The organism is Pseudoalteromonas sp. S1612 (genome assembly GCF_005887175.1).
In the GTDB taxonomy this organism is placed as follows: domain Bacteria; phylum Pseudomonadota; class Gammaproteobacteria; order Enterobacterales; family Alteromonadaceae; genus Pseudoalteromonas; species Pseudoalteromonas undina.
In genome coordinates, this window is record NZ_PNDH01000025.1 from 13,948 (window position 1) to 35,543 (window position 21,596).

General features: G+C 39.3%; 20 protein-coding genes. 7 read left to right on the top strand and 13 right to left on the bottom strand.

Annotation, left to right across the window (positions count from 1 at the left end):
- Window positions 1–37: 37 nt before the first annotated feature.
- On the bottom strand, window positions 38–1,645 hold the full coding sequence (locus CWB78_RS09825; protein WP_054201213.1) for an NAD(P)/FAD-dependent oxidoreductase: 1,608 nt from the start codon (window positions 1,643–1,645) through the stop codon (window positions 38–40).
- 188 nt (window positions 1,646–1,833) lie between these two features.
- On the opposite strand from CWB78_RS09825, the gene fdxA reads away from it, so the two are divergent.
- Both fdxA and CWB78_RS09835 read left to right on the top strand, forming a co-directional pair.
- Window positions 1,834–2,157, top strand: coding sequence for a ferredoxin FdxA (gene fdxA / locus CWB78_RS09830; protein WP_010388957.1), 324 nt, complete (start codon window positions 1,834–1,836; stop codon window positions 2,155–2,157).
- 141 nt (window positions 2,158–2,298) lie between these two features.
- Window positions 2,299–4,545: a carbohydrate binding family 9 domain-containing protein gene (locus CWB78_RS09835; protein ID WP_138595312.1), complete on the top strand. Its 2,247-nt coding sequence runs from the start codon at window positions 2,299–2,301 to the stop codon at window positions 4,543–4,545.
- 98 nt (window positions 4,546–4,643) lie between these two features.
- On the opposite strand, the gene CWB78_RS09840 is transcribed toward CWB78_RS09835, so the two are convergent.
- The 7 genes from CWB78_RS09840 to CWB78_RS09870 all read right to left on the bottom strand — a co-directional run bounded on the left by CWB78_RS09840 (window position 4,644) and on the right by CWB78_RS09870 (window position 11,457).
- On the bottom strand, window positions 4,644–5,348 hold the full coding sequence (locus CWB78_RS09840) for a TorF family putative porin (RefSeq protein ID WP_075170234.1): 705 nt from the start codon (window positions 5,346–5,348) through the stop codon (window positions 4,644–4,646).
- Window positions 5,349–5,356: 8 nt separating this feature from the next.
- Window positions 5,357–6,574 (bottom strand): BCCT family transporter, encoded by a 1,218-nt coding sequence (locus CWB78_RS09845; RefSeq protein ID WP_138595314.1) that lies wholly within the window; start codon window positions 6,572–6,574, stop codon window positions 5,357–5,359.
- Window positions 6,575–6,740: 166 nt separating this feature from the next.
- On the bottom strand, window positions 6,741–8,408 hold the full coding sequence (betA, locus tag CWB78_RS09850; RefSeq protein WP_138595316.1) for a choline dehydrogenase: 1,668 nt from the start codon (window positions 8,406–8,408) through the stop codon (window positions 6,741–6,743).
- A gap of 9 nt (window positions 8,409–8,417) precedes the next feature.
- On the bottom strand, window positions 8,418–9,881 hold the full coding sequence (betB, locus tag CWB78_RS09855) for a betaine-aldehyde dehydrogenase (RefSeq protein ID WP_075170232.1): 1,464 nt from the start codon (window positions 9,879–9,881) through the stop codon (window positions 8,418–8,420).
- A gap of 1 nt (window position 9,882) precedes the next feature.
- Entirely contained in the window at window positions 9,883–10,458 is a 576-nt protein-coding gene (gene betI, locus CWB78_RS09860; RefSeq protein ID WP_138595318.1) for a transcriptional regulator BetI, read from the bottom strand.
- 439 nt (window positions 10,459–10,897) lie between these two features.
- Window positions 10,898–11,200: a hypothetical protein gene (locus tag CWB78_RS09865; protein ID WP_054201207.1), complete on the bottom strand. Its 303-nt coding sequence runs from the start codon at window positions 11,198–11,200 to the stop codon at window positions 10,898–10,900.
- Entirely contained in the window at window positions 11,200–11,457 is a 258-nt protein-coding gene (locus CWB78_RS09870) for a DUF3081 domain-containing protein (RefSeq protein ID WP_010388948.1), read from the bottom strand. Before CWB78_RS09870 ends, CWB78_RS09865 begins: the two co-directional genes overlap by 1 nt.
- A gap of 145 nt (window positions 11,458–11,602) precedes the next feature.
- Here CWB78_RS09870 and CWB78_RS09875 point away from each other — a divergent pair, with 145 nt between their 5' ends.
- Window positions 11,603–12,883 (top strand): flavohemoglobin expression-modulating QEGLA motif protein, encoded by a 1,281-nt coding sequence (locus CWB78_RS09875; RefSeq protein ID WP_075170231.1) that lies wholly within the window; start codon window positions 11,603–11,605, stop codon window positions 12,881–12,883.
- Between the two features lie 72 nt (window positions 12,884–12,955).
- Here CWB78_RS09875 and CWB78_RS09880 read toward each other — a convergent pair whose 3' ends face one another.
- The 4 genes from CWB78_RS09880 to CWB78_RS09895 form a co-directional block, all read right to left on the bottom strand.
- On the bottom strand, window positions 12,956–13,759 hold the full coding sequence (locus tag CWB78_RS09880) for a DUF1338 domain-containing protein (protein ID WP_138595320.1): 804 nt from the start codon (window positions 13,757–13,759) through the stop codon (window positions 12,956–12,958).
- Window positions 13,760–13,786: 27 nt separating this feature from the next.
- Window positions 13,787–15,253: a succinylglutamate-semialdehyde dehydrogenase gene (gene astD, locus CWB78_RS09885; protein WP_010388945.1), complete on the bottom strand. Its 1,467-nt coding sequence runs from the start codon at window positions 15,251–15,253 to the stop codon at window positions 13,787–13,789.
- Window positions 15,254–15,261: 8 nt separating this feature from the next.
- The gene (gene astA / locus CWB78_RS09890; RefSeq protein ID WP_010388944.1) at window positions 15,262–16,296 is read right to left on the bottom strand and encodes an arginine N-succinyltransferase; all 1,035 of its coding nucleotides are present in this window, start codon (window positions 16,294–16,296) and stop codon (window positions 15,262–15,264) included.
- A 69-nt stretch (window positions 16,297–16,365) separates the two neighbouring features.
- On the bottom strand, window positions 16,366–17,571 hold the full coding sequence (locus CWB78_RS09895; protein ID WP_041709403.1) for an aspartate aminotransferase family protein: 1,206 nt from the start codon (window positions 17,569–17,571) through the stop codon (window positions 16,366–16,368).
- Window positions 17,572–17,759: 188 nt separating this feature from the next.
- On the opposite strand from CWB78_RS09895, the gene CWB78_RS09900 reads away from it, so the two are divergent.
- The 3 genes from CWB78_RS09900 (at window position 17,760) to CWB78_RS09910 (ending at window position 19,990) form a co-directional block, all read left to right on the top strand.
- Window positions 17,760–18,188 carry an Lrp/AsnC family transcriptional regulator gene (locus CWB78_RS09900; RefSeq protein ID WP_010388942.1) on the top strand — a complete coding sequence of 143 codons (429 nt, stop codon included), beginning with the start codon at window positions 17,760–17,762 and terminating at the stop codon, window positions 18,186–18,188.
- A 255-nt stretch (window positions 18,189–18,443) separates the two neighbouring features.
- Window positions 18,444–18,821, top strand: a complete 378-nt coding sequence (locus CWB78_RS09905) for a hypothetical protein (protein ID WP_010388941.1) — start codon at window positions 18,444–18,446, stop codon at window positions 18,819–18,821.
- A gap of 143 nt (window positions 18,822–18,964) precedes the next feature.
- On the top strand, window positions 18,965–19,990 hold the full coding sequence (locus CWB78_RS09910) for a GGDEF domain-containing protein (RefSeq protein ID WP_054201650.1): 1,026 nt from the start codon (window positions 18,965–18,967) through the stop codon (window positions 19,988–19,990).
- Window position 19,991: 1 nt separating this feature from the next.
- Here CWB78_RS09910 and CWB78_RS09915 read toward each other — a convergent pair whose 3' ends face one another.
- Window positions 19,992–20,915 carry a hypothetical protein gene (locus tag CWB78_RS09915; RefSeq protein WP_010388938.1) on the bottom strand — a complete coding sequence of 308 codons (924 nt, stop codon included), beginning with the start codon at window positions 20,913–20,915 and terminating at the stop codon, window positions 19,992–19,994.
- A gap of 377 nt (window positions 20,916–21,292) precedes the next feature.
- On the opposite strand from CWB78_RS09915, the gene CWB78_RS09920 reads away from it, so the two are divergent.
- Window positions 21,293–21,595 carry an isoamylase early set domain-containing protein gene (locus CWB78_RS09920; RefSeq protein WP_010388937.1) on the top strand — a complete coding sequence of 101 codons (303 nt, stop codon included), beginning with the start codon at window positions 21,293–21,295 and terminating at the stop codon, window positions 21,593–21,595.
- The last annotated feature ends 1 nt before the right edge of the window (window position 21,596 follow it).

The window sequence follows — 21,596 nt, forward strand, 5'->3', positions numbered from 1 at the left end:
GTTGTGAGGTTTTTCGATAAAGTATAATCTAATAGAGTTAAGCGTTTTCTAACATCGATAACGCAACCGCCTCAGCGGCTTTAATGCCATCAATACCTGCTGATAAAATACCGCCTGCATAACCTGCGCCTTCACCTGCAGGGTAAAGCCCTTTGGTATTAATGCTTTGGAAAGTTTTATCGCGCTTGATGCTGATAGGTGAAGACGTACGTGTTTCTACACCCGTTAGTAAGCCATCATTGGTTGAAAAGCCACGAATTTGTTTGTTAAAGGCAGGAATTGCTTCACGTAGCGCTTCAATGGCAAAAGCTGGCAGTACTTTGCTTAAATCAGTCAGTTTTATACCTGGCGTATACGAAGGCTGTACATCCCCTAAATTAGCAGACGATTTACCTTTTAAAAAGTCACCAATCAGCTGTGCTGGGGCATCATAATTTTTACCACCCAGCTCATAGGCTTGCTCTTCTAGCTTGCGCTGTAAATCGATACCAGCTAGAGGATGGCCTGGAAAATCTTTTTCTGGCGAAATACCCACAACAATAGCACTGTTCGCATTTCGCTCACTACGAGAATATTGACTCATACCGTTAGTAACCACACGGCCTTCTTCAGAGGTAGCGGCAACTACAGTGCCGCCAGGGCACATACAAAAACTGTATACGGTTCGGCCATTATTACAATGGTGTACCAATTTGTAATCGGCAGAGCCCAAAATAGGGTTACCCGCGTTATCGCCAAAGCGGCACTCATCAATCATTGATTGTTTATGTTCTATTCTAAAGCCTACTGAAAAGGGTTTTGCTTCAACATAAATGCCTTTATCGTGGATCATTTTAAACGTATCACGGGCACTGTGACCAACCGCTAAAACCACATGGCGAGTTTCAAGCTTTTCACCATTAGAAAGTGTCAGCCCTGTAACTTGGCCGTTGTCTAAATGGATATCGTCAACGCGGGTGCTAAAACGAATCTCACCACCAAGTTCTATAATTCGCGCGCGCATTTTTTCAATCATTGTTACTAGTTTAAAAGTACCAATGTGCGGCTTACTAACGTATAAAATTTCTTCAGGAGCACCAGCCTCTACAAATTCAGTGATCACTTTACGGCCATAATGTTTAGGATCTTTTACTTGGCTGTAGAGCTTACCGTCTGAGAACGTGCCTGCACCCCCTTCACCAAACTGGACGTTTGATTCGGTATTGAGGGCCTTTTTACGCCAAAAGCCAAAGGTGTCTTTGGTGCGTTCACGTACCTCTTTACCGCGCTCTAGAATTATTGGTTTAAAGCCCATTTGTGCCAGTACTAAACCGGCAAATAAACCACATGGGCCAAAGCCAATTACTACAGGGCGCTCTTTAATGCTGCTATTAGCGTGTGCTACAAATTTGTAGTTGGTGTCAGGGGAGACTTTAACGTGTTGATCTTTTTCAAACGAGGCTAACAGGTGTGCTTCGTTATCTACCTCAACATCAAGCGTGTAAATCAGTAAAATGGCGCTTTTTTTACGTGCATCGTAACCGCGTTTAAACACATTGTAGCTGTGTAGCTGCTCTGGACTTATATTTAATTTATTGATGATGGCTTGGCCAATAGCATTTTCGTCATGGTCAAGCGGCAGCTTTATTTCGGTTAAACGTATCATTAATATCTCTTTTGGTGTCATAGCGGAAAGTAAATACCGCTCACAATAAGGGGAGTGCACAAAGCGCTAATTTATAAGCGCCATATATTACGTTAAATTGCTCGCTTTTGGCACATATTTATTGTGTTTTGGTAAGGGTTGGGTATGATCCGCAGCTGGTAAAGTTAAATATTAGGTATTAAACCACTATGGCGTTTGTAGTCACCGAAAACTGTATAAAATGTAAGTACACTGATTGCGTATCGGTGTGCCCTGCAGATGCATTTTTTGAAGGCCCTAATTTTTTGGCTATTAGCCCAATAGACTGTATTGACTGTGGTTTATGTGTGCCTGAGTGTGCAGCTGATGCCATTTATCAAGAAGATGAATTACCTGAATCGCAAAAAGAATTCACCCAGCTTAATGCAGAACTGGCAGAAATATGGCCACGTATAACGCAAGTCAAACCTGCACCTGAAGATGCCGATAGCTGGAATGGTGTAGCTAATAAATTAAAACTTCTCGACACATAACCACTTCCTAAAACTTATTATTAGTTTTTTGTTAATTTTATTGCAAATATTAACGCGCAAGTATTAACAAACGTACCTGTATAATTTACACTCCAGACCAAAGTTTACTTTCAACAAGTAAATAAACCTAAATGGATGTTTATGCAGTACTTTATACCCACAAAAATAATAAAATTGCTGTTGTTGACTAGCTTCAGCCTTGTTTTAACTCTCAGCCCTAATGCACTTGCCGATAAGCTTAATTATCAACTTGCACACATTAATAAAAACATTGATGTAGATGGCGTGCTTAACGAGCCGCATTGGCAACAAGCAACCCGTGTTGCGGTAAATTATCAAGATGAGCCGAATGAAAAGGGCACACCACCGGTAAAAACCGATGCGTATATTTATGACGATGGTCATAATTTGTATGTAGCTTTTGTTGCTTATGACCCAGAGCCGAGTAAAATTCGTGCGGCGCTTCGTGATAGAGACACGCTTTGGCAAGATGACAACGTCGGTTTGGTAATTGATACCTTTAACGATGAGCGAACTGGCTATGAGTTTTATGTAAACCCACTGGGTGCCCAAGGCGACATTCGCATGACGGATACCGACGAGTGGGTATCTGATTTATCGTGGGATGCTATTTGGGATAGTGCCGGTACCATAAACGAGCATGGTTACGTGGTTGAAATGCGTATTCCGTTTAAAGCTCTGCGCTTTGCACAAAACCAAGCCGACTCTACTTGGGGCTTTTCGATGATGCGCAACTATCAGCGTGATGTGTTGTATCAATTATCAAGTACCGGCTTTGACCGTGATATTAAATGTAGTTTGTGTCAGTTTGACAAAATAACTGGATTTAATAATTTAGCACCGAGTAAAAACCTGCAATTAACGCCAACCTTAACCGCATTAAGAAACGATCAAAAAATACAGGTACCTGGTGCGTGGGATAACGGCGATGTAAATACAGAAGTAGGGCTTGATCTGCGTTGGGGCGTCACTAAAGATGCAGTTATTAATGCCACCATAAACCCTGACTTCTCTCAGGTAGAAACCGATTCGTTAGAACTGGATGTAAATACCACATATTCTATTTATTACGCTGAAAAACGTCCGTTTTTCTTAGATGGCGCATCATATTTCAAAAGTAATTTATTTGAACTGCTTTATACCCGTACCATAGCTGAGCCTAATATTGGTGCAAAGCTCACCGGTAAAACCGATAGCCACAGTTATGCGCTAATGTTTGCCGATGACGACAACAGTAATGTTTTACTGCCCAGCAACCAAGGCTCAGGCTTTGCCAGCCTAAATGATAAAACTAAGGCGGCGGTGGCTCGATACCAATATGATATTGGCCAACAAGGCACTATTGGTGTTACTTCAACACATAGAGAAAGTAGTGATTACCATAATACGGTGTTATCGGTTGATGGCAGCTATTGGTTTAATCAGTCAGATACGCTTAATTACCAAATAGCCCATGCTGATACCAACAACTCGCAGTTTTTAGTTGATAACTACAATTTAGCAGAGTCTCAGTCTGATCGGGCTTATGCATTAAAGCTGACCCGCGATAAGCGCGATTATAAGCTTTACGCTACCTATGACAATATAGGTGAGGATTACCGCACCGATTTAGGTTATCAAGAAAAAGTAGACTACGAAAAAGTAGGCTTTGGTGGCGGTCAAACTTGGTATGGTGATGAACATGATATGCTAACAACTTGGTCATACACCGCCGATTGGGATAAAACGTGGGCTCAAAATGGCGACTTGCTTGAAGAAGAATATGAAGGTTACATGACCTTTCAAGGTCAAAAGCAGTCTGTATTTGAGCTTGGTTTATTAAATCGCTATGAAAACTATAATGGCAATTTTTATAACCAAAATATTGGTTATTTATATACGGCTTTTAGACCTACTAAAGACTTAAGACTATCGTTATACGCCGAATACGCAAGCCGTATAGATTACACTAATGAGCAGCTAGGTGATGTTTTAACTACACAATCACAGGCTGTTTGGGATATTAATAATCACTGGCAGTTAGATGTTAGACATAATTATAGTCATTTAGATGATTACCAAGGGCGACGCGTATTTACCGCAAACCTTGTTGATTTTAGGCTTTATTATAAGTTTAGTATGCGCGCTATGCTTAAGTTGATTTTACAGTTTGAAGACATAGACAGAAATGAAGATGCTTATTTTTATCAGGTTAGCGAAATCAACAAAGATTATGGTAGTCAGCTGGTTTACTCATACAAAATTAACGCACAAACGCTATTTTATTTAGGTTATTCAGATAAAGGCTATCAGGATGACTCGTTAAAAAGCATTGAGCGTGACCAACGTACTTTCTTTACTAAAGTCAGTTATGCGTGGCAGTTATAACGCTATAAATACTATAAAAGCAAGATTTTGTTAGGCAATAAAAAACACGCTAACCAGTAGCGTGTTTTTTTGTGTTTACTAAATGGTAAACCTAGTTATTACAAGTCAAAAGTACGTGAAATAGCGAGTACAATTCGCTCATCTGCGTAATCGTAGTCCAAGCTGGTATTCTCAGCAGCTACTTCAATACCAAACCCTTCATAGCTTGTTTGGTACGCTAAGCGGTAATGGTGATACGATTTGTCGCCCTTAGCTTCATCCCACTGAAATTTGTTGCCATCGAGTGAGTTTGAAATATCAAAGCTGGCACGAATTGCATGATTTGGTGCAAGCTCGAAAGTGTGCGCAATCATCGAAATCACATGGCCAGTATCGTAGCCAAAGTAATCCCAGCTGTACCAAAAGTTAAGCTCTGTTTGACCGTAGTCACTGGCGTAACCAAATTTAGTATACGCTTCTGCGTAGTTACCATCGCTGTTATTACCTTGGTAAGTGTAATAAGCAATACCGTAATCAAGGCTTACTTGTTGGTTTAACTGAATGTATCGGCCTACATATGCATCTAGTTCGAAGTCGGTATCATCACCAAAATCTACGTTTGATGCCCATACACCGGCATAAACACCGTTATCGTACGCATAGTCAAGACTTGCTTGTAGCGCTGGATCGTTATCTGTTTGAGTAACACCATTAAAGGTGTAATCAGATGCAGCAGTAATTGTTGTTGACCAGTTAGCTGCTGCTGTTGTTGATAAAACAGTTAATGGTAAAGCGATAAAAAGTTGTTTTAATTTATTGTTCATGTGATTTCCTAGCTGATAGTTTCTATTTTTGTGTAATCAATTTTATTCGCTTTAGGCGATCCTTCAATATTGCTGACTGTTTTAAGTTTGCTGTAGGCAATAAAACCAATACAAATAAAGAATAACCCTATAACTAAAGCACCAACCCATTGAATTTGCAAAAACTCAAGTTTAAATAACAGTGTTAATAATGATAAAGCGACGACATTCATGGCAATATACTTAAATTTACCAAAGCGTTTTACAGTTAAGTTTAAATTATCTGTGTATAGACGGATCAGTGAATCAAGCGAGTTAATAACAAACACAATACCTACAAACACCATGGCAAAGTTTTTAATGCCTGCAGTTGGAATGCCCGCTTCGTGGTAGTGATATAACACACTGAACCAGATAGCGATTGGTATTGACGGGAAAATTAACATAGCGCCGAGTACTTGGTATGTTTTTAAACCACCCACAAAACGTGATGTAAACTGGCCAATCATGATGCTCCACGCAAACCACCAAAATAGGTAAAACTCATGGTAATCATTCAGTGGTAATACAAACTCATTGATGTTGGCAAAGTAATTACCAATTAATCCAATGTTTTTAGTAAATGCAGAGAGTTCGCTATCGCCAAATAAGAAGGCATCAGCCCACATAAAACCAATTAACGCGATAAACAACCAAGTAGTAGCAATACTTAAAAAGCGAACATATTTAATATCGGTGCTTGAATACACCGCAAAACAGATAGCGGCAAGCACGATTAAGTAAAACTCAGGAATAACATTTGAGCCGTCTCCGAGCTCAGGTAAATACCACGGTAGGTTGCTCAATAGTAAGTAAGCGGTAAACGCACAAGTACCAATGATGACTACGTTGTTTAAAAATTTAACCCATGGAATTTCAAAAAATTTTACTTTGGGTTCTATTACACAGAAATAAAAGCACGTAAGAAAATAAAATCCCCAAATTAAAAATCCCCAATAACCAAACTCAATAGAGAGAGGATTGGCAAATGCATATTCTGGGCTTGCTTTTATGTCTGCATAACCGGAAAATTCGGTTAAAGGAAACATAATGAGGCCAACGTCTAGGCCCGAGGTAAACAGGATTGCTATAAAGGTGAATGTTCTCACTGGTGTGACGCCTACTACGCGTACATTGCCCCATTTAATTAAAATAGCAACAATCGCAAGTAAGGTGAAAATAATGCCAGCATTAAGCCAAATAGTCATTATCGCCCTCCCAGAATGAATAAAAGTAACACATATATACTCCGTTTTTTATTGTGCTTGCATTAACACAGACATAACCTATTTATGCTTGTGAGCCACTGCAAGGCGCATAAAGGCACTCCTTAAAGCATTTTGCTTAAAAGAGTGGCCTTTATGGCAGGCTAAATTAAAGGGTTTTATTTCGTTGTGTAGTTTGCCAATTAGTGGCATTCACAACATCAACTCCTGTATGAGCTAAGGGCTTATTTCCTAAAATAATATCAGCGGCTTTTTCGGCCACCATAATGGTAGGCGCATTTAAATTACCGTTAGGTATTGTTGGAAAAATTGACGAGTCAACCACACGCAAGCTTTGCATGCCATGCACTTGAGTGTTTGAATTAACCACCGCCATGTCGTCTTCACCCATTTTACAAGAGCAAGAAGGGTGGTAAGCACTTTCTACAGCTTGGCGAACAAAGGCATCAATTTGCTCATCAGTTTGAACTTGTTGCCCTGGTTGAATTTCTTCACCACGGAAGTTGTCAAAGGCAGGTTGTTCAATGATTTCACGCGTCAATCGTACGCACGCTCTAAAGCCTTCAATGTCATCTTGATGCTCAAGATAATTAAACACAATTTTTGGTGGCTGTGTTGGATCAGCTGATGCAATAGTGACACTGCCTCGGCTCTTAGGCTTGTTATGACCTACATGCACTTGAAAACCATGCCCTGCGAAAGCACTGCGTCCATCGTAACGCATCGCTGCCGGTAAAAAGTGATACTGAATATCTGGCCATTCAACACCGGGTTTTGAGCGGATAAAGGCACATGATTCAAAATGATTAGTTGAGCCTAAACCTTTACGGGTAAGCAGCCATTTTGCACCAATCAAGCCTTTTGAAAACAAGCCTAATTTACCGTTTAAAGTAATGGGTTGTTTACACTTATATTGAAAGTAAAACTCGAGATGATCTTGCAAGTTTTGACCTACACCTGGTAAGTGATGCTTTACTTCAACGCCTGCTTTTTCAAGGGTTTGTGTATCGCCAATACCTGAAAGCTGTAGTAGGTGTGGCGAACCAATAGAGCCCGCACTTAAAATAACCTCTTTACTTGCTTGCGCTGTTTTAACTGCACCATTGAGTTTGTATTCAACACCGGTTGCTTTTTTACCGTCTAAAATAACGCTCTGAGCAAGTGCACCGGTAACGATTGTTAAGTTGCTACGATGCTTAATTGGGTCTAAGTACTCGCGAGAAGCAGAGCTACGCACACCGTTTTTAACAGTCATGTGCATAGGGCCAAAGCCTTCTTGTTGAGCACTATTGTAGTCATTTGTGGTTGAGTAACCAGCCTCTGCACCCGCTTCAATAAATGCAGTGTATAACGGGTTTTCCATGTTATTGCCGTTATTAACACCTAGCGGTCCTTTACCACCACGATGAGTATTTTCACCTAGGTAAAAGCTTTCTGCCTTTTTAAAATACGGTAAACACGCTTGGTAATCCCAGCCGTTAGCGCCGTGTTGTTGCCATTCGTCAAAATCTTTAGCATGGCCACGTACATACACCATGCCATTAATCGAAGATGAGCCGCCAAGGACTTTACCGCGAGGGCAATGCATTTCACGGTTATCTAAGTGTGGCTCTGGTTGCGTATGAAATTGCCACGCAAACTTATCGGTATTCATTGGAATAGACAATGCGGTAGGCATTTTTATAAAGATGCTTTTATCGCTGCCGCCGGTTTCAAGTAACAATACCTTGTTACTTGAATCTTCAGACAAGCGATTTGCTAACACACATCCAGCTGAGCCCGCGCCTACAATAATATAATCAAAAGAGTGGTTCATAATGATTCCTTAAAACGGGCTTTCTATGTCGGCCATACCAACATAAACAGACTTAGTTTGCGTGTAATGATCAAGTGTTTCTATACCATTTTCACGACCAATACCCGATTGCTTATAGCCACCCACTGGCATTTCTGCTGGCGAGTTACCGTAAGCATTAATCCAACAAATACCGGCTTGAAGTTGATGAATTACGCGATGAGCGCGTTTAATATCGCTAGTGAAAACGCCTGCAGCTAAACCTAAGTGAGTGCCGTTAGCACGTGCAATTACATCATCTTCATCATCAAATACTAAAACGCTCATTACTGGGCCAAAAATTTCTTCTTTAACGATGGTCATTTCATCGTTGCAATCAACAAATACTGTCGGCGCTACAAAATAGCCATCTGGTGCAGATGCTGGAGAAAGCGTTGAACCACCCGTTAATAATGTTGCACCTTCTTTAAGGCCTTTGTCGATGTAACTCATTACTAAATCTTGATGCTTCTTAGAAATAAGCGCGCCAAAGTTAGTATTTAAATCTTGCGGGTCACCGGCAATAATATTGTTTTCGGTACGTGTTTTAAGTTCATCAATAAATTGTTGATACACATTCTTGTGAACATAAATACGAGTGCAGTTCGTACAAATTTCACCTTGGGTATAAAAGTTACCTAGCATGGCAGCACTTACTGCTTGCTCAATGTTGGCGTCATCAAATACTAATAATGGCGATTTACCACCTAGTTCCATAGTCACATCTTTTAATGTGCCTGCAGCACTGGCGACTACTTTTTTACCGGTACCTACTTCACCAGTAAATGATACTTTTTCAATATCTTGATGTGCAGTAAGCCATTGGCCTACTTCACCGGCGCCTTGAACTACATTAAATACGCCAGCAGGGACGCCTGCTTCAATAAACACCTCGGCTAATTTAATTGCACCAAGCGGCGTTTCTTCAGACGGCTTAAAAATAAATGCATTACCCGCTGCGAGGGCTGGGCCTGATTTCCAACATGCAATTTGTAATGGGTAGTTCCATGCACCAATACCGGCACAAATACCTAAAGGCTCTTTGCGTGTGTAGTAAAAGTCATCGCCAACCATTTGTTGTTGACCAACTTGTGCAGGGGCAAGACCTGCAAAATATTCAATTACATCTGCGCCTGTTTCAACATCTACGCAGTTAGCTTCTTGCATTGGTTTACCAGTATCGAGCACTTCAACCAGTGCAAGCTCATCATTGCGCTCGCGTAAAATAGCAACGGCGTTTAGTAAAATACGGCTGCGCTCAATAGGGGTCATCGCTGACCAAACTTTAAAGCCTTGTTTTGCACTTTCTATCGCTGCGTTTTGAACATGCTGGTCAGCGACTTCAACGGCATAAATTACCTGGCCGGTAGCAGGATTTACTACATCAAATGTTTCGCCGCTTTTATTTGCAAGGAATTGGCCGTTGATAAAGTTTTGATAGATAGGTGTAGTCACGTTAGGCTCCATATTGCTTGATAAGTGAATGCACGTAGTTTTTAGCTAGTGATTCACTGTGTTTAAACTGATTTTCGTCTGATTGGCTTAATACGGCACGAAGCCATAAGCCATCAATCATTGCTGCGGTTAATTCAGCCGCGAGGGTTGCTTGCGCTAAAGGCATTAATTGCTTAAATGAAACGGTTAAATTGCTTTGCAAGCGTTTACTGTTTACATTTTGTAAACGATGAAGTTCCTTATCGTGCATTGATTGCGCCCAAAAACTTAACCACGTCCGAGTGGTGTCTTTTCGTTGTTGTACTAGCGCAAAGTTTGATTCAATAATAAACATTAACCTTTGAGTTGCTGTGGTATTTTCATTAACCTTACTAATTAAGTCGTCTTTCAAGTTCGAGAGTAAGTAACGCACAGTTGCTTCAATTAGCCCCTGTTTCCCACCAAAGTAATGGCTAATTATGCCTGATGACATTCCAGCATTTTTACTAATACTATTGATAGTAGTCGCCTGTAATCCTTTTTGAGCAACTGACTCTATAGTCGCGTCAATTAGCTGCTGACGCCTTACAGGTTCCATTCCAACTTTAGGCATAATTTTTATTAATTGATCGTTCAATAAAGATAAGCTTAAGGTAATAGCTCTAACAATTCAAGGCTTGTTTAAATGGCAAGAGAGTAAAGTATGGATAAATAATTAACAAAATGAGTATGAAATGATGCAAAATTAACAACTCAAGACCTTGTTTAAAGTCTTTAAATAACAATGATTTGTATGTTTTATTGGTGTTGTTCTTTATAGTGTAATCAATTCTTTACGAGGTGAGTGAAACTTTTAGTGATTTATTTGTTAGTGCGATAACTATTAGAGTACTAATTGTATTTTTTACCAGCAGGGCATTTATATAAAGGTAAAGGGAATAGATATGTTGTTGCGATCAAAATCCGGTTTCAAAGAGAAATATGGGAGGTAAATTAAACAAATGTTAACGCGAAGTAGGAGAAAAATAAGGCGCTGTTTAGCTTTCAACAACACCTTTAAATAATAAGGGATAACGTCTTAAACGATTGCCAATATAGTCATCGGCCATAATCTGCTCACAAATTTCGTCGATGTTATCAGTAGCTTCAAACACCCAATCAAAACGTTCAATCGCGAGCAAAAAACCGCGCTTTAAGTGTGTTTGTTCGCGGTAATAAGCAAGATTGTTTTTTATCAGTTGCAGCTTTTCAGGCTCAGCTTTTAATTGCGCAATAACTTGGTGAATAAACTGCAAATTGCGCGAACTAGTTGGTCTATTTCGTCTATTTGTTGGTCGCATTACTCTTCATTAGCTATGTTGTAAAGTTTCTTCAAAAAGTCGTCTTTGTGTTTGTCATGTTCGTAATCTAAATGGTAGGTATTATGAAATCCAAAGCGTAGTAACACGCCACTGCCTTGTAAGTAAACGGTATAGCCGTCAATATCAGAAAATGCAGTTACTCCCTGATAAAGCTTACCTTCTTCTGTGGTTTCACCTCGTTGCTGGATACGTTCGTAAACCGCTAGAATCTGTTTGTTGTCGATTTCATTTTTCATTGTCTGCACCTTTATTTACTCTTTCATACGCTATAGATATGCGGGTCGATCATCATAAAAACAATAGTCAAGAATGTGTGATATTGCTTTGCTATTTTTAATTTATAAATTATGCTCAGAGCTCACTCTATGTTGAGCTTTTACCATGATAGACAAGGCGTTACTTTTAAAAACTCGTGACTTATCCGACCAACTCATTGCGCTGCAAACCCCAATTAGAATTCTCGATGCAATTAATTGGGATAAACAGACTAAAGAAGAGTTTTTTAGGCAAAAATGCCAAAAAAATCCTTTAATAGACCGTGCTTACTACCAACAGCGCGATTTAGGGTTTGTGCCTAGTGAGTTGCGCCAAGCATTTTCAACACTGCACCGAAATATTATTAATCAGTTGGGGCAATTAAACCCAATAACTCAATATATGGGTAAAATGTGTAGCGAATATAAAACAGTGCTTAATATGCTGGAGTACCGAGGTACTGCCGAATTTCATGACTTGTCGGTAGAGCTTTTTGGGCATCCAAAAGACCTTTTTCATGCTGGTGAGCCATCGTTATCTGAGCTTGCTAATATGCTTGAGCAGCCATTAAAAAGTTTGCTTGATGCGAACATTTTGCCTGAAGATCCTAAAAATATTGATGCCAGTGATGCGGTACGTATTTTGTCTGAGCAGGTCAATGCCAGTATGCAAGGGATTAATGTGGAAGTAATGCTTAGTGATGGAATTGTCAGTGATGCGGCAGCAGGAGCTAACAATATAAAGCTTAATCAAGATGTTAAGTTTTCTCAGCGCGAATTAGATATTTTAGAGGTGCACGAGGGCTGGATCCATGTAGGCACCACTCAAAATGGCTTAGCGCAACCTTATTTAACTTGTTTGAGTAAAGGCACGCCAAGCTCTACCGTTACCCAAGAAGGGCTTGCAGTACTGACCGAAATAATTACTCTTAAATCAACACCACGTCGCTTATCAAAATTAGTAAACCGTATTCAAGCGGTCACCAAAGTGATTGATGGTGCTGAGTTTGTAGATATATACCGAGATTATGTAGCACAAGGGTTATCAAAAGACGACAGCTACACCCTTGCACAGCGTGTATTTAGAGGTAGCACCGCAACCGGCTTACCGTTTACTAAAGACATTGCTTATATAAAAGGCTTTGTATTGGTTTATAACTTAATTCGGGTGGCGATACAGCTTGGCAGAATTGACCAATTACCGCTATTGCTGGTGGGTAAAATATCAATTGATGACTTTAGGTTAATATCGCAACTACATGATTTAGGTGTGATTGAAAACCCACAATTTGTGCCGCCTCATTTTAAAGATTTAAGAGGACTTGCTACGTGGCTGAGCTTTGGTCGTTTTATTGGTAATTTGTCATTTGAACAATTAGAAAACGACTACAAGCCGTTGTTTTTATGATTTATAAGTGAGCTTTTTCTCAGAAACAAAAAAAGCCCAAAAATGGGCTTTTTTTAATTTAGCACAACTCAGTTAACGTGCGTTGGTGCTCTCGAAAATTTTATCTGCAGAGGCTGCAACAAATCCAGTGTAAATTTCACCATCAGGTTTTGGATAACGAATAGCAAACTCGTAAAAACAGCTAGGAATGCGCATATCGCCATCGCTAAAGGTCACAGCGTATTCATCAGCTAATGTTGATGATTGCTCTAATAGCACTTCTGGTGAGCCTTTTACTTCGCCTCCTGAGGTATTAAGTGCAAAACCGGCATCTTTAAGAGCTTGGTTTACATCATGGATGTTATCAAATTTAGCTAAGGTATTAATGTTCACAGTAAAATGATTTGCACGGTAACCCCACGCAGACATCCACGCTGCATATTCGCTCTCAGCTAATAACTTTTTGTAAGTATCAGTGCTTACTTGCCAATGTGTGCCTGAATATAAAAAATTATCGGCAGTCACAGCGCTTTCGTCAATTTGTGCCACCATATCCGTAACGATTGCTTGTAGCTCAGGCGAACATTTTTCAACTAATAATTCAGAAATAAACACTTTTGGCTGTGTCGGATCGCTATGCTCATAATGCTTGGCGTAGAGTTTTTTTGCTTCAAAGTGATATTCACCACATTCTTTATAACCAATAGCTAAAAAGTGCGCAGCTAGTTTTTCAAGGCCTACTTTTTCTATGTTAAAAGTACGCAGTGCAATATGGTCGTTAATAATGTCGTCTTTTTGCGTTGAGCCTAATAAGTCATGAATTTTATCAGCTGATGGCGTTACTTTTAGGTAGTTTTGCCATAAGTTATCAAATAATGTGTTTACATCAGTATGCATGGTAAATCCTTAAATTTTCTAAAATTGTTATTCAATAATTAAGCCCGGCGCGAGGGTTTGCGGTAAGTTAACTTTTTCTGACTCTACTGAGGCCACTGGGTATGCGCAGTAATCAGCAGCATAGTATGCACTAGCTCTGTGGTTACCACTGGCACCTATGCCACCAAATGGCGCTGCGCTTGATGCGCCTGTAATAGGGCGGTTCCAGTTAACAATACCGGCACGAATACGTTTTAAAAAGTGGCTGTAATCATCTTCGCTGTCTGCAAGTAAACCTGCAGATAAACCAAAGCTGGTGTTATTCGCCTCTGCTATAGCGCTATCAAAGTCAGTGTAACGATATACTTTAATTAGCGGGCCAAAGTGTTCTTCATCGGCGATTTCATCGATTTTAGTGACATCAATAATACCTGGGCTGACAAAGCCAGTGCCTGGTTTTAATTGTTTAAGCTCAACGAGTACCTCAGCACCTTGTTTAACTAGGTCAGCTTGCGCTGCAACCATGCCTAAGGCGGCTTTTTCACTGATCATGGCACCCATAAATGGTTGATCGTCAGCAAAGCTATCATCTACAAGGATATTTTTGGTTGCGCTGATCAGCTTTTCTAAAATAGCATCGCCATTGGCTGATTTTTCAATAAATAATCGACGTGCACAAGTACAACGCTGACCCGAAGTAATAAAGCCCGATTGAATAATATCGTGAACGGCTGCGCTCACATCAGCAACATCTTTAACCACTAGCGGGTTATTACCGCCCATTTCAAGCGCTAAGATTTTACCTGGATGGCCTGCAAATTGTTTATGTAATAAATGCCCTGTGTTTGAGCTACCAGTAAAAAATAAGCCATCGATATCTTGATGTGAAGCAAGTGCTTTACCTGTTTCTAGTTCACCTTGAACAAGGTTTATAACCCCAGCAGGTAAGCCTGCTTTTAGCCACAGCTCTAAAGTAAACTGTGCTACGTGAGGAGTTAGTTCTGATGGTTTAAACACCACGGTATTACCCGCTAATATAGCAGGGACAATATGACCGTTTGGTAAATGCCCAGGGAAATTATATGGGCCAAAAATAGCCACTACACCATGTGGTTTGTGGCGAATAAAGGCTTTTGCGCCAGGCATTGGGTTTTCGGTTGTGCCAGTTCGCTCATTGTAAGCACGGATAGCAATAGCAACTTTGCCTGTCATCGCACCGACTTCTGTGCGCGTTTCCCATAGTGGTTTACCTGTTTCACGAGCAATAATGCTAGCAAATTCTTCGCTGTGTTCTTTTAATTGGGCAACAAAGTTTTCTAAAATGGTAATACGTTGTTCAATTGGCATATCTGCCCATTGAATTTGCGCGGCTCTTGCCGCTTCAATAGCACTGCTAACTTGTTCGGGGCTGGCACCATTACCTTGCCAAACAACTTCGCCATTGCTTGGATTAACAGAATTAAAAGCAGGGCCTTGGCCTGCGTGCCATTGGTTATTAATTAGTTGTGTGTTCATAAATAGTGTTACAGGCGGAAAAATCGCGCTGCATCTCCTTGATTTAAATGAAGTGCATCAGCTACTTCTTGGCTGATAACTAAGGTGTGCTTTGCTTGATTATAATGAGCGTGTTTAGTGAACGTGGCTCTAAAGTCGCTAACCCCTTGATTACAAATAGCAAGGGTATCTGAGCTTTGCTCATTAATATGTTCAAGTTCACCAATGGTAATTGGGCACACTTGTGAATCACGAATACTGCGAATATTACCGAGCTTTGCCTCTACCGTGGGACCTGCGTCAAATAAATCAACGTAGCCACGATGTTCAAACCCTTCTTTTTCAAGCAACTTAAGTGCAGGCTTGGTTTTATCATGAACATGACCAATCACCGCTTGTGCTTTTTTACTTAGCAAGTTTACATAGATAGGGTATTTAGGCATAAGCTCGCTAATAAATACTTTATCGCCTAAACCAACTAAGTGATCAGCTTGTGGAAATTCAATACTAAAAAAGTGTTCTTGTAACCATTGCCAAAATGGAGAGTGCCCCTGTTCATCACTCACGCCACGCATTTCAGCAATTACAGTGTCGGCAAAGCGTTCACTATGTTGTGCCATAAATAAAAAGCGTGAACGTGATAAAAACCGCCCTGTTAAGCCTTTTCTGCTGTCTTCACGTAAAAATAAAGTACATATTTCTGAGCAGCCTGTGTAGTCATTACACATACTTAAAATATCAACGGTATTGTAAACGTTTAAGGTGGGTGAATGATGGACAGTTTTACCTAAATGGTAGTGATACAAAGGAACAGACAAACCGACGGCCGCTTCTATGGCGGTAGTACCAATTACTTTGCCAGTGTCACTGTCTTCTAAAACAAATAAATAGCTTTCATCGATAGGCTTATTTACATTTTTAGTAAAGCTGTTTTGTGCACGGTCTATTTTTTCTTGTAGTTGTCCATCATCGACAGGTAAAGAGGTAAAACCATGGCCTGATTCAATGGCAATCTCTTTAAGTGCTGCAAAATCATTGACAGTAATAGGACGTAATACTTGCATTAACTACTTGCTCCAATAAAGCCCTGAGGTAAACATTTATCTCAGGGCTTTATATGTTTTACTTAGTGATTAACCGTTTACAACTTCGCTTACTGCTTTTTCAAAGCGAGCTAAGCCTTCCTTAATATCCTCAAATGGGATTACTAATGAAGGTGTAAAGCGGATAACGTTCATTCCGGCTACTAAATTCATTAAACCGTTATTAGCACTTGCAACTAAGAAGTCGCGAGCACGGCCTTCAAATTTTTCATTTAATGCAGCACCAATAAGTAAGCCTTTACCACGGATTTCACTAAATACATGGTATTTTTCGTTAATGGCATTTAGACCATCACGGAACATTTGTTCACGTTCTTTTACGCCATTTAAAACCGCAGGGGTATTTACTGTATCAAATGCAGCTTCTGCAACAGCACATGCCAATGGGTTACCACCGTAGGTAGAACCATGAGTCCCTATTTTTAGGTGTGCTGCAATTTCAGTAGTCGTGATCATAGCGCCAATTGGGAAACCGCCACCTAATGCTTTTGCCGTGGTTAAAATATCAGGAATAACATCTAAGCCTTCGTATGCATATAAATGACCTGTACGGCCAACGCCGGTTTGTACTTCATCAAAAATAAGCAGTGCGTTATGCTTAGTACACAGTTCACGTACTTTTTGTGCAAACTCATTGGTTGGTGGCACAATACCGCCTTCACCTTGTAATGGCTCCATCATTACTGCACAAGTATCATCGCCAATTAAGGCTTCAAAGGCAGCAATATCATTGTAGTCACAATGAACAATATCAGCAGGCTTTGGCCCAAAACCATCAGAATAAGCGGCTTGGCCACCTACAGTTACAGTGAAAAAAGTACGGCCATGAAAGCCTTTATTAAAAGCGATGATCTTAGACTTTTCAGCACCAAATTTTTCCAAGGCAAAGCGACGCGCTAACTTTAAAGCCGCTTCGTTTGCTTCAGCTCCTGAGTTTGCAAAGTAAACTTTTTCTGCAAAGGTAGCATCAACCATTTTCTTAGCTAAGCGAAGTGCTGGCTCATTGGTCATTACATTTGCTAAGTGCCAAATTTTTTCGCCTTGCTCTTTTAGTGCGCCCACTAATGCAGGGTGACAATGACCTAAACAATTAACCGCAATACCACCGGCAAAATCGATAAATTCGTTGTTATTTTGATCCCACACGCGTGAGCCTTCACCACGAACGGGAATAACTGCAGATGGGTTGTAATTAGGGACCATTACGTCGTTAAATAAATCTCTGGTTACTTGCATTTTTACACCTAAATTAATCACATAAAAAACGTTGCTGAAAAATAACGATAAGCTCAGGCTTATTCAGCAATACAATGCGTTCATACTTATTAAAAATGTCATTATCAAAGGTTATGGATTAAATTTGCAGTGCTATTTTGTGAAAAATGATTAGAATAATAGTCAAAATAACGAACCTTATTAGCATTATGATAACTCCCCAAGATAAAAAGCTACTATCAGTATTAAAAACGAACGCTAGAGCAAGTATTTCTGACCTTGCAAGGCATTTAAATTTATCCCGCTCAACAGTGCAAAGTCGCATGCTTAAGTTGGAGCAAAGTGGGGTGATTAAAGGGTATAACGTTGACTTTGGAGATGATTTTTTAAATAGCTTAGTTTCTGCACATGTCTCAATAAAGGTCAAACAAAAGCTAACGACTAAAACCAACGTAGAGTTAAAACAAATAGATGCCATATCTCAGTTGTATGCAATTAGCGGTGAATTTGATTTAATTGCCATTGTCGAAGCTCAAAATCTCGAGCAGTTAAGCCACTTATTAGACGATATAGGTAATTTAGATGGGGTAGAGCGCACTCGTTCATCGGTTATTTTAGAAACCAAATTTAAGCGTTAATTAGATTTATTTCTAACTATTCAGTGAGTATTAATTATTTGCATTTAGGCTCACTTAATTGTAATCTCCCCTTATTAGAAACAAGGATTGTTTTTGACCAAATCAATAGGCTTTTCGCCCCTGCATTTGCCACAATCCTCCAATACTAAACAAACCTGATAAGTATAGTTATTACATGCAAGAACACTAGTTGATTACAATGTGAGAAACAGGACGTTTTGGCAAAACAGCTCAAAAACATTACAAGGAAATGTTATGAAATACACAACACTAGCTGCTGCAGCCCTATTAATAATAGGTGGCTCATATTTAAGTGCAAAGGCCACTTTATTTGACTCAAGCGATAACATAACGGTTGAAACTTACAGCGACATATTTTTCAAACTAGAATCCTCACCCGTCAATATTGATGAGATTATTACTGGCGCGAGTCAGTTTGCCAATAGCTTATGTGATGAAAGTATTTATCAAGAAGTTATTGGTGAGTCAGTAAACTCATGTAAGCAAAAATTCAAACAATCACAAGCGCAATGTGCTGACTTTATTACAAAAAATAGTCAGGCTATGTACACTGATAAGGTTGCCATAACGCTCGTATCTGAAAAGTTTATAAATTGCATGACGAATAGCTAAGTTATATTTTGTTCAAAGTTCACCCAAAGCTCCCTATTAGACTGGGTGAGATTGGTATTTCAATATTTTAATTAGCATATTATACCCTGTGGTCTATGCTGAATTTATGAGTTGTTAATGCCCAGTTTGCTTTAGGGAGTACAATGCAAGAAAATTTACTAAACTCAGTTATCAAAATAACAAAAAACAGAGACGTAGACTCACTTGAATACAGCTTGATATCGACCATCCAAGAGTTTATTGGGTGTAAAGAAGTTTCAGTTTATAAAGACATAGAAGTTCAGGGTCAACTTACCATTGAACAAAGCCTATGTTTGAAAGTGACTGGTGAAAAGCAATTTGAGTGGGTACAACGACAAATTGTTGCACACCCCGAGGATGAGCTTTTATCCTGCTTACGTTCTGCTTGCATTATCACTGTGCAATCAACAGATGGCATTGAACGCCGTTGGTTACCCATTACCCGCCAAGAGAAAACAGTCGCCGCAATTTCTGTGGTTTCAAACAGCCTAGATAGTCCAGCTCAGGTGATGTTGAATGCTTTTTGTCGTATTTTTGAAAATTATTTAGTGATTCTTCATGAAAACGAAAGAGATAAATTAACAGGACTATTAAATAGACAAACCTTTGAGAAAAAAATAAAACAACTGATTGAAAAACAAGTATTAAAAGTTCACAGTTCTTCCCGAGATGAGGGTAAAAGGCAAAAAAAATACGCATCTACATCTTGGTTAGCTATTTTAGATATTGATCATTTTAAAAATATAAACGACAAGTATGGTCATATTTGCGGTGATGAAGTACTGCTGATATTAGCGCAAAAAATGCGTCACTTTTTTCGTTCAACCGATTTAATTTTTCGCTTTGGTGGTGAAGAATTTGTGATTGTTTTTGAGCCCACTGATGCAGATTCCATATGTAATAAAATGGCAGAATTTTTACAACTCGTCAGAAATACTTCGTTTCCTTTTGTTGAAAACATGACGATCAGTGCTGGTTTAGCACGTATTAGCCCTTATGATTTCCCAATCACTGTAATAGAGAGCGCCGACAAAGCACTGTATTACGCTAAAAATAATGGCCGAGATAAGTTTTGTGTATACGAAGATTTAATCGCTGAACAGCTAATCAACGTACAAGAAAACGATTCAGAAATAGATTTATTTTAACCTACTGGGCTTGTGCGTGGCTTCGCTGTACCTTTACCTTAGTAACTTGATCGAGCTTTAAAAAATAAACATTACCGCCAATGCCTTTAAATTCCTCATCAGTAAAGGCAATTGTATTATCATCATAAAACGTGATCGCTTCTTTTTGGGTCACAATACCAAGATCAATTTTAGACACATCACCAGAGAAAAACTTATCCCCTTTAAAATTTTCAAACAGCCAAATGCTGGTTGAGTCTAGTAGCGCAAGTTTTTTTCTATCTGGGCTGAGTGCTGCAGAGGTGATCCAGCATAACTTTTCCATGGTGGTGCAGGTTCTAAACGAGTCAATTAGCTGGGCGTCAAAATTTGCTGCATGATCGCCTACTTTGTAAACATTGGTAATACCATCAAAGGGTTCAGTTCGGTTTTTAGTAAATAAATATAAGTGCCGGCCAAAAGCGACAAAAGCTTCTAAGTCATAATTGCGTTGATCAGGTTGTATTGGACTGCCGTCTAATTCTGGGTAGGTAAATTTAATTATCTCGGCTTCAGTGGTATTTGTTTTAATATCAATCGGGTTTTCTATTTTATAAATGGTTAGCCACTTACGTTCATTTTTATTATTACCAAAGTCACCCAAGAAAAAATGACCAAAGTTATTTTGTGTCATGTCCTCCCAATCAATGTTTTTTGCGTTGCTGACTAAAATCTCTTTAGCGATAGAGCCATCGTCATTGAGTCTATATAGCTTAGGTTCGTCACCACTGTCATTAATAGCCCACAGACGTTTATATTTATCAAACTCAATGCCGGAAATTTCTTTTAACTTTGGGTCTACAGAGACAAGCTTTTTACTATATAGTGTATAAATTGAACTACCAACAACAGCAATGGTAGTGAGAAAAACAATAACAGAGGTAATAAGAATGCTTTTTTTAATCATAGTTTTTAAATATTTATCGGCATTGGCTAGGTAGATAATTATTATCGCTGATGATGTTGTTAAGCTAAAGGTTTTTTAACCTCAATGTGGTAATAAAAAACGATTATGAGTGAATTGTTGTAAAAGAAATTTAATCGGGTGTAGTTGGTTTAAAAATTGCTCAGTTAAAGAGCTTACCTAAAAACCTGTTTAAAATGGTTGAAAACTGCACCAACCTAGTGCGGTAAAATAAATAACGCACTGTAATAATGCGTAAATAAAGTTTTGTTTAACTTTAAGCTTGTTTTTATGTGAATGAATGGATTCCACATCGCCTATTTAAGCTGTTTGGCCTGTGGCAAAGATGAATAACCCTTACGGTTTAGTTGGAGCCTATTATGTTGAATAAACGCTTTTTTAAGACAAAAAACGAAGCAGAAGTCACGTTTGAATTTTCTCATCCTGATGCTGATGATGTCTGTTTACTTGGGGAGTTTAATGATTGGCAGCCAGTGCCAATGAAACTGAACAAAAAGTTGGGTGTGTTTAAGTGTAAACAGCGTTTGCCTGTTGATAAAGAGTTTCACTTTCGTTATTTGATTAATGGTAAGCAGTGGGATAACGACCATCAGGCTGATGGTTATCGGGCTAATAATTTTGGTTCAGAGAACAGTATAGTAAATACACAACGCATTAATTAAG

Bases quoted from the DNA above. Each gene is read 5' to 3' on its own strand.
- CWB78_RS09865 (WP_054201207.1), bottom strand. From the start codon at position 11,200: ATGCGACCAACAAATAGACGAAATAGACCAACTAGTTCGCGCAATTTG.
- CWB78_RS09870 (WP_010388948.1), bottom strand. From the start codon at position 11,457: ATGAAAAATGAAATCGACAACAAACAGATTCTAGCGGTTTACGAACGT.
- CWB78_RS09895 (WP_041709403.1), bottom strand. From the start codon at position 17,571: ATGCAAGTAACCAGAGATTTATTTAACGACGTAATGGTCCCTAATTAC.
- CWB78_RS09920 (WP_010388937.1), top strand. From the start codon at position 21,293: ATGTTGAATAAACGCTTTTTTAAGACAAAAAACGAAGCAGAAGTCACG.
- CWB78_RS09875 (WP_075170231.1), top strand. From the start codon at position 11,603: ATGATAGACAAGGCGTTACTTTTAAAAACTCGTGACTTATCCGACCAA.
- CWB78_RS09910 (WP_054201650.1), top strand. From the start codon at position 18,965: ATGCAAGAAAATTTACTAAACTCAGTTATCAAAATAACAAAAAACAGA.
- CWB78_RS09900 (WP_010388942.1), top strand. From the start codon at position 17,760: ATGATAACTCCCCAAGATAAAAAGCTACTATCAGTATTAAAAACGAAC.
- CWB78_RS09905 (WP_010388941.1), top strand. From the start codon at position 18,444: ATGAAATACACAACACTAGCTGCTGCAGCCCTATTAATAATAGGTGGC.
- astD (WP_010388945.1), bottom strand. From the start codon at position 15,253: ATGAACACACAACTAATTAATAACCAATGGCACGCAGGCCAAGGCCCT.
- astA (WP_010388944.1), bottom strand. From the start codon at position 16,296: ATGCAAGTATTACGTCCTATTACTGTCAATGATTTTGCAGCACTTAAA.
- betI (WP_138595318.1), bottom strand. From the start codon at position 10,458: ATGGAACCTGTAAGGCGTCAGCAGCTAATTGACGCGACTATAGAGTCA.
- CWB78_RS09840 (WP_075170234.1), bottom strand. From the start codon at position 5,348: ATGAACAATAAATTAAAACAACTTTTTATCGCTTTACCATTAACTGTT.
- CWB78_RS09845 (WP_138595314.1), bottom strand. From the start codon at position 6,574: ATGACTATTTGGCTTAATGCTGGCATTATTTTCACCTTACTTGCGATT.
- betA (WP_138595316.1), bottom strand. From the start codon at position 8,408: ATGAACCACTCTTTTGATTATATTATTGTAGGCGCGGGCTCAGCTGGA.
- CWB78_RS09880 (WP_138595320.1), bottom strand. From the start codon at position 13,759: ATGCATACTGATGTAAACACATTATTTGATAACTTATGGCAAAACTAC.
- fdxA (WP_010388957.1), top strand. From the start codon at position 1,834: ATGGCGTTTGTAGTCACCGAAAACTGTATAAAATGTAAGTACACTGAT.
- CWB78_RS09825 (WP_054201213.1), bottom strand. From the start codon at position 1,645: ATGATACGTTTAACCGAAATAAAGCTGCCGCTTGACCATGACGAAAAT.
- CWB78_RS09835 (WP_138595312.1), top strand. From the start codon at position 2,299: ATGCAGTACTTTATACCCACAAAAATAATAAAATTGCTGTTGTTGACT.
- CWB78_RS09915 (WP_010388938.1), bottom strand. From the start codon at position 20,915: ATGATTAAAAAAAGCATTCTTATTACCTCTGTTATTGTTTTTCTCACT.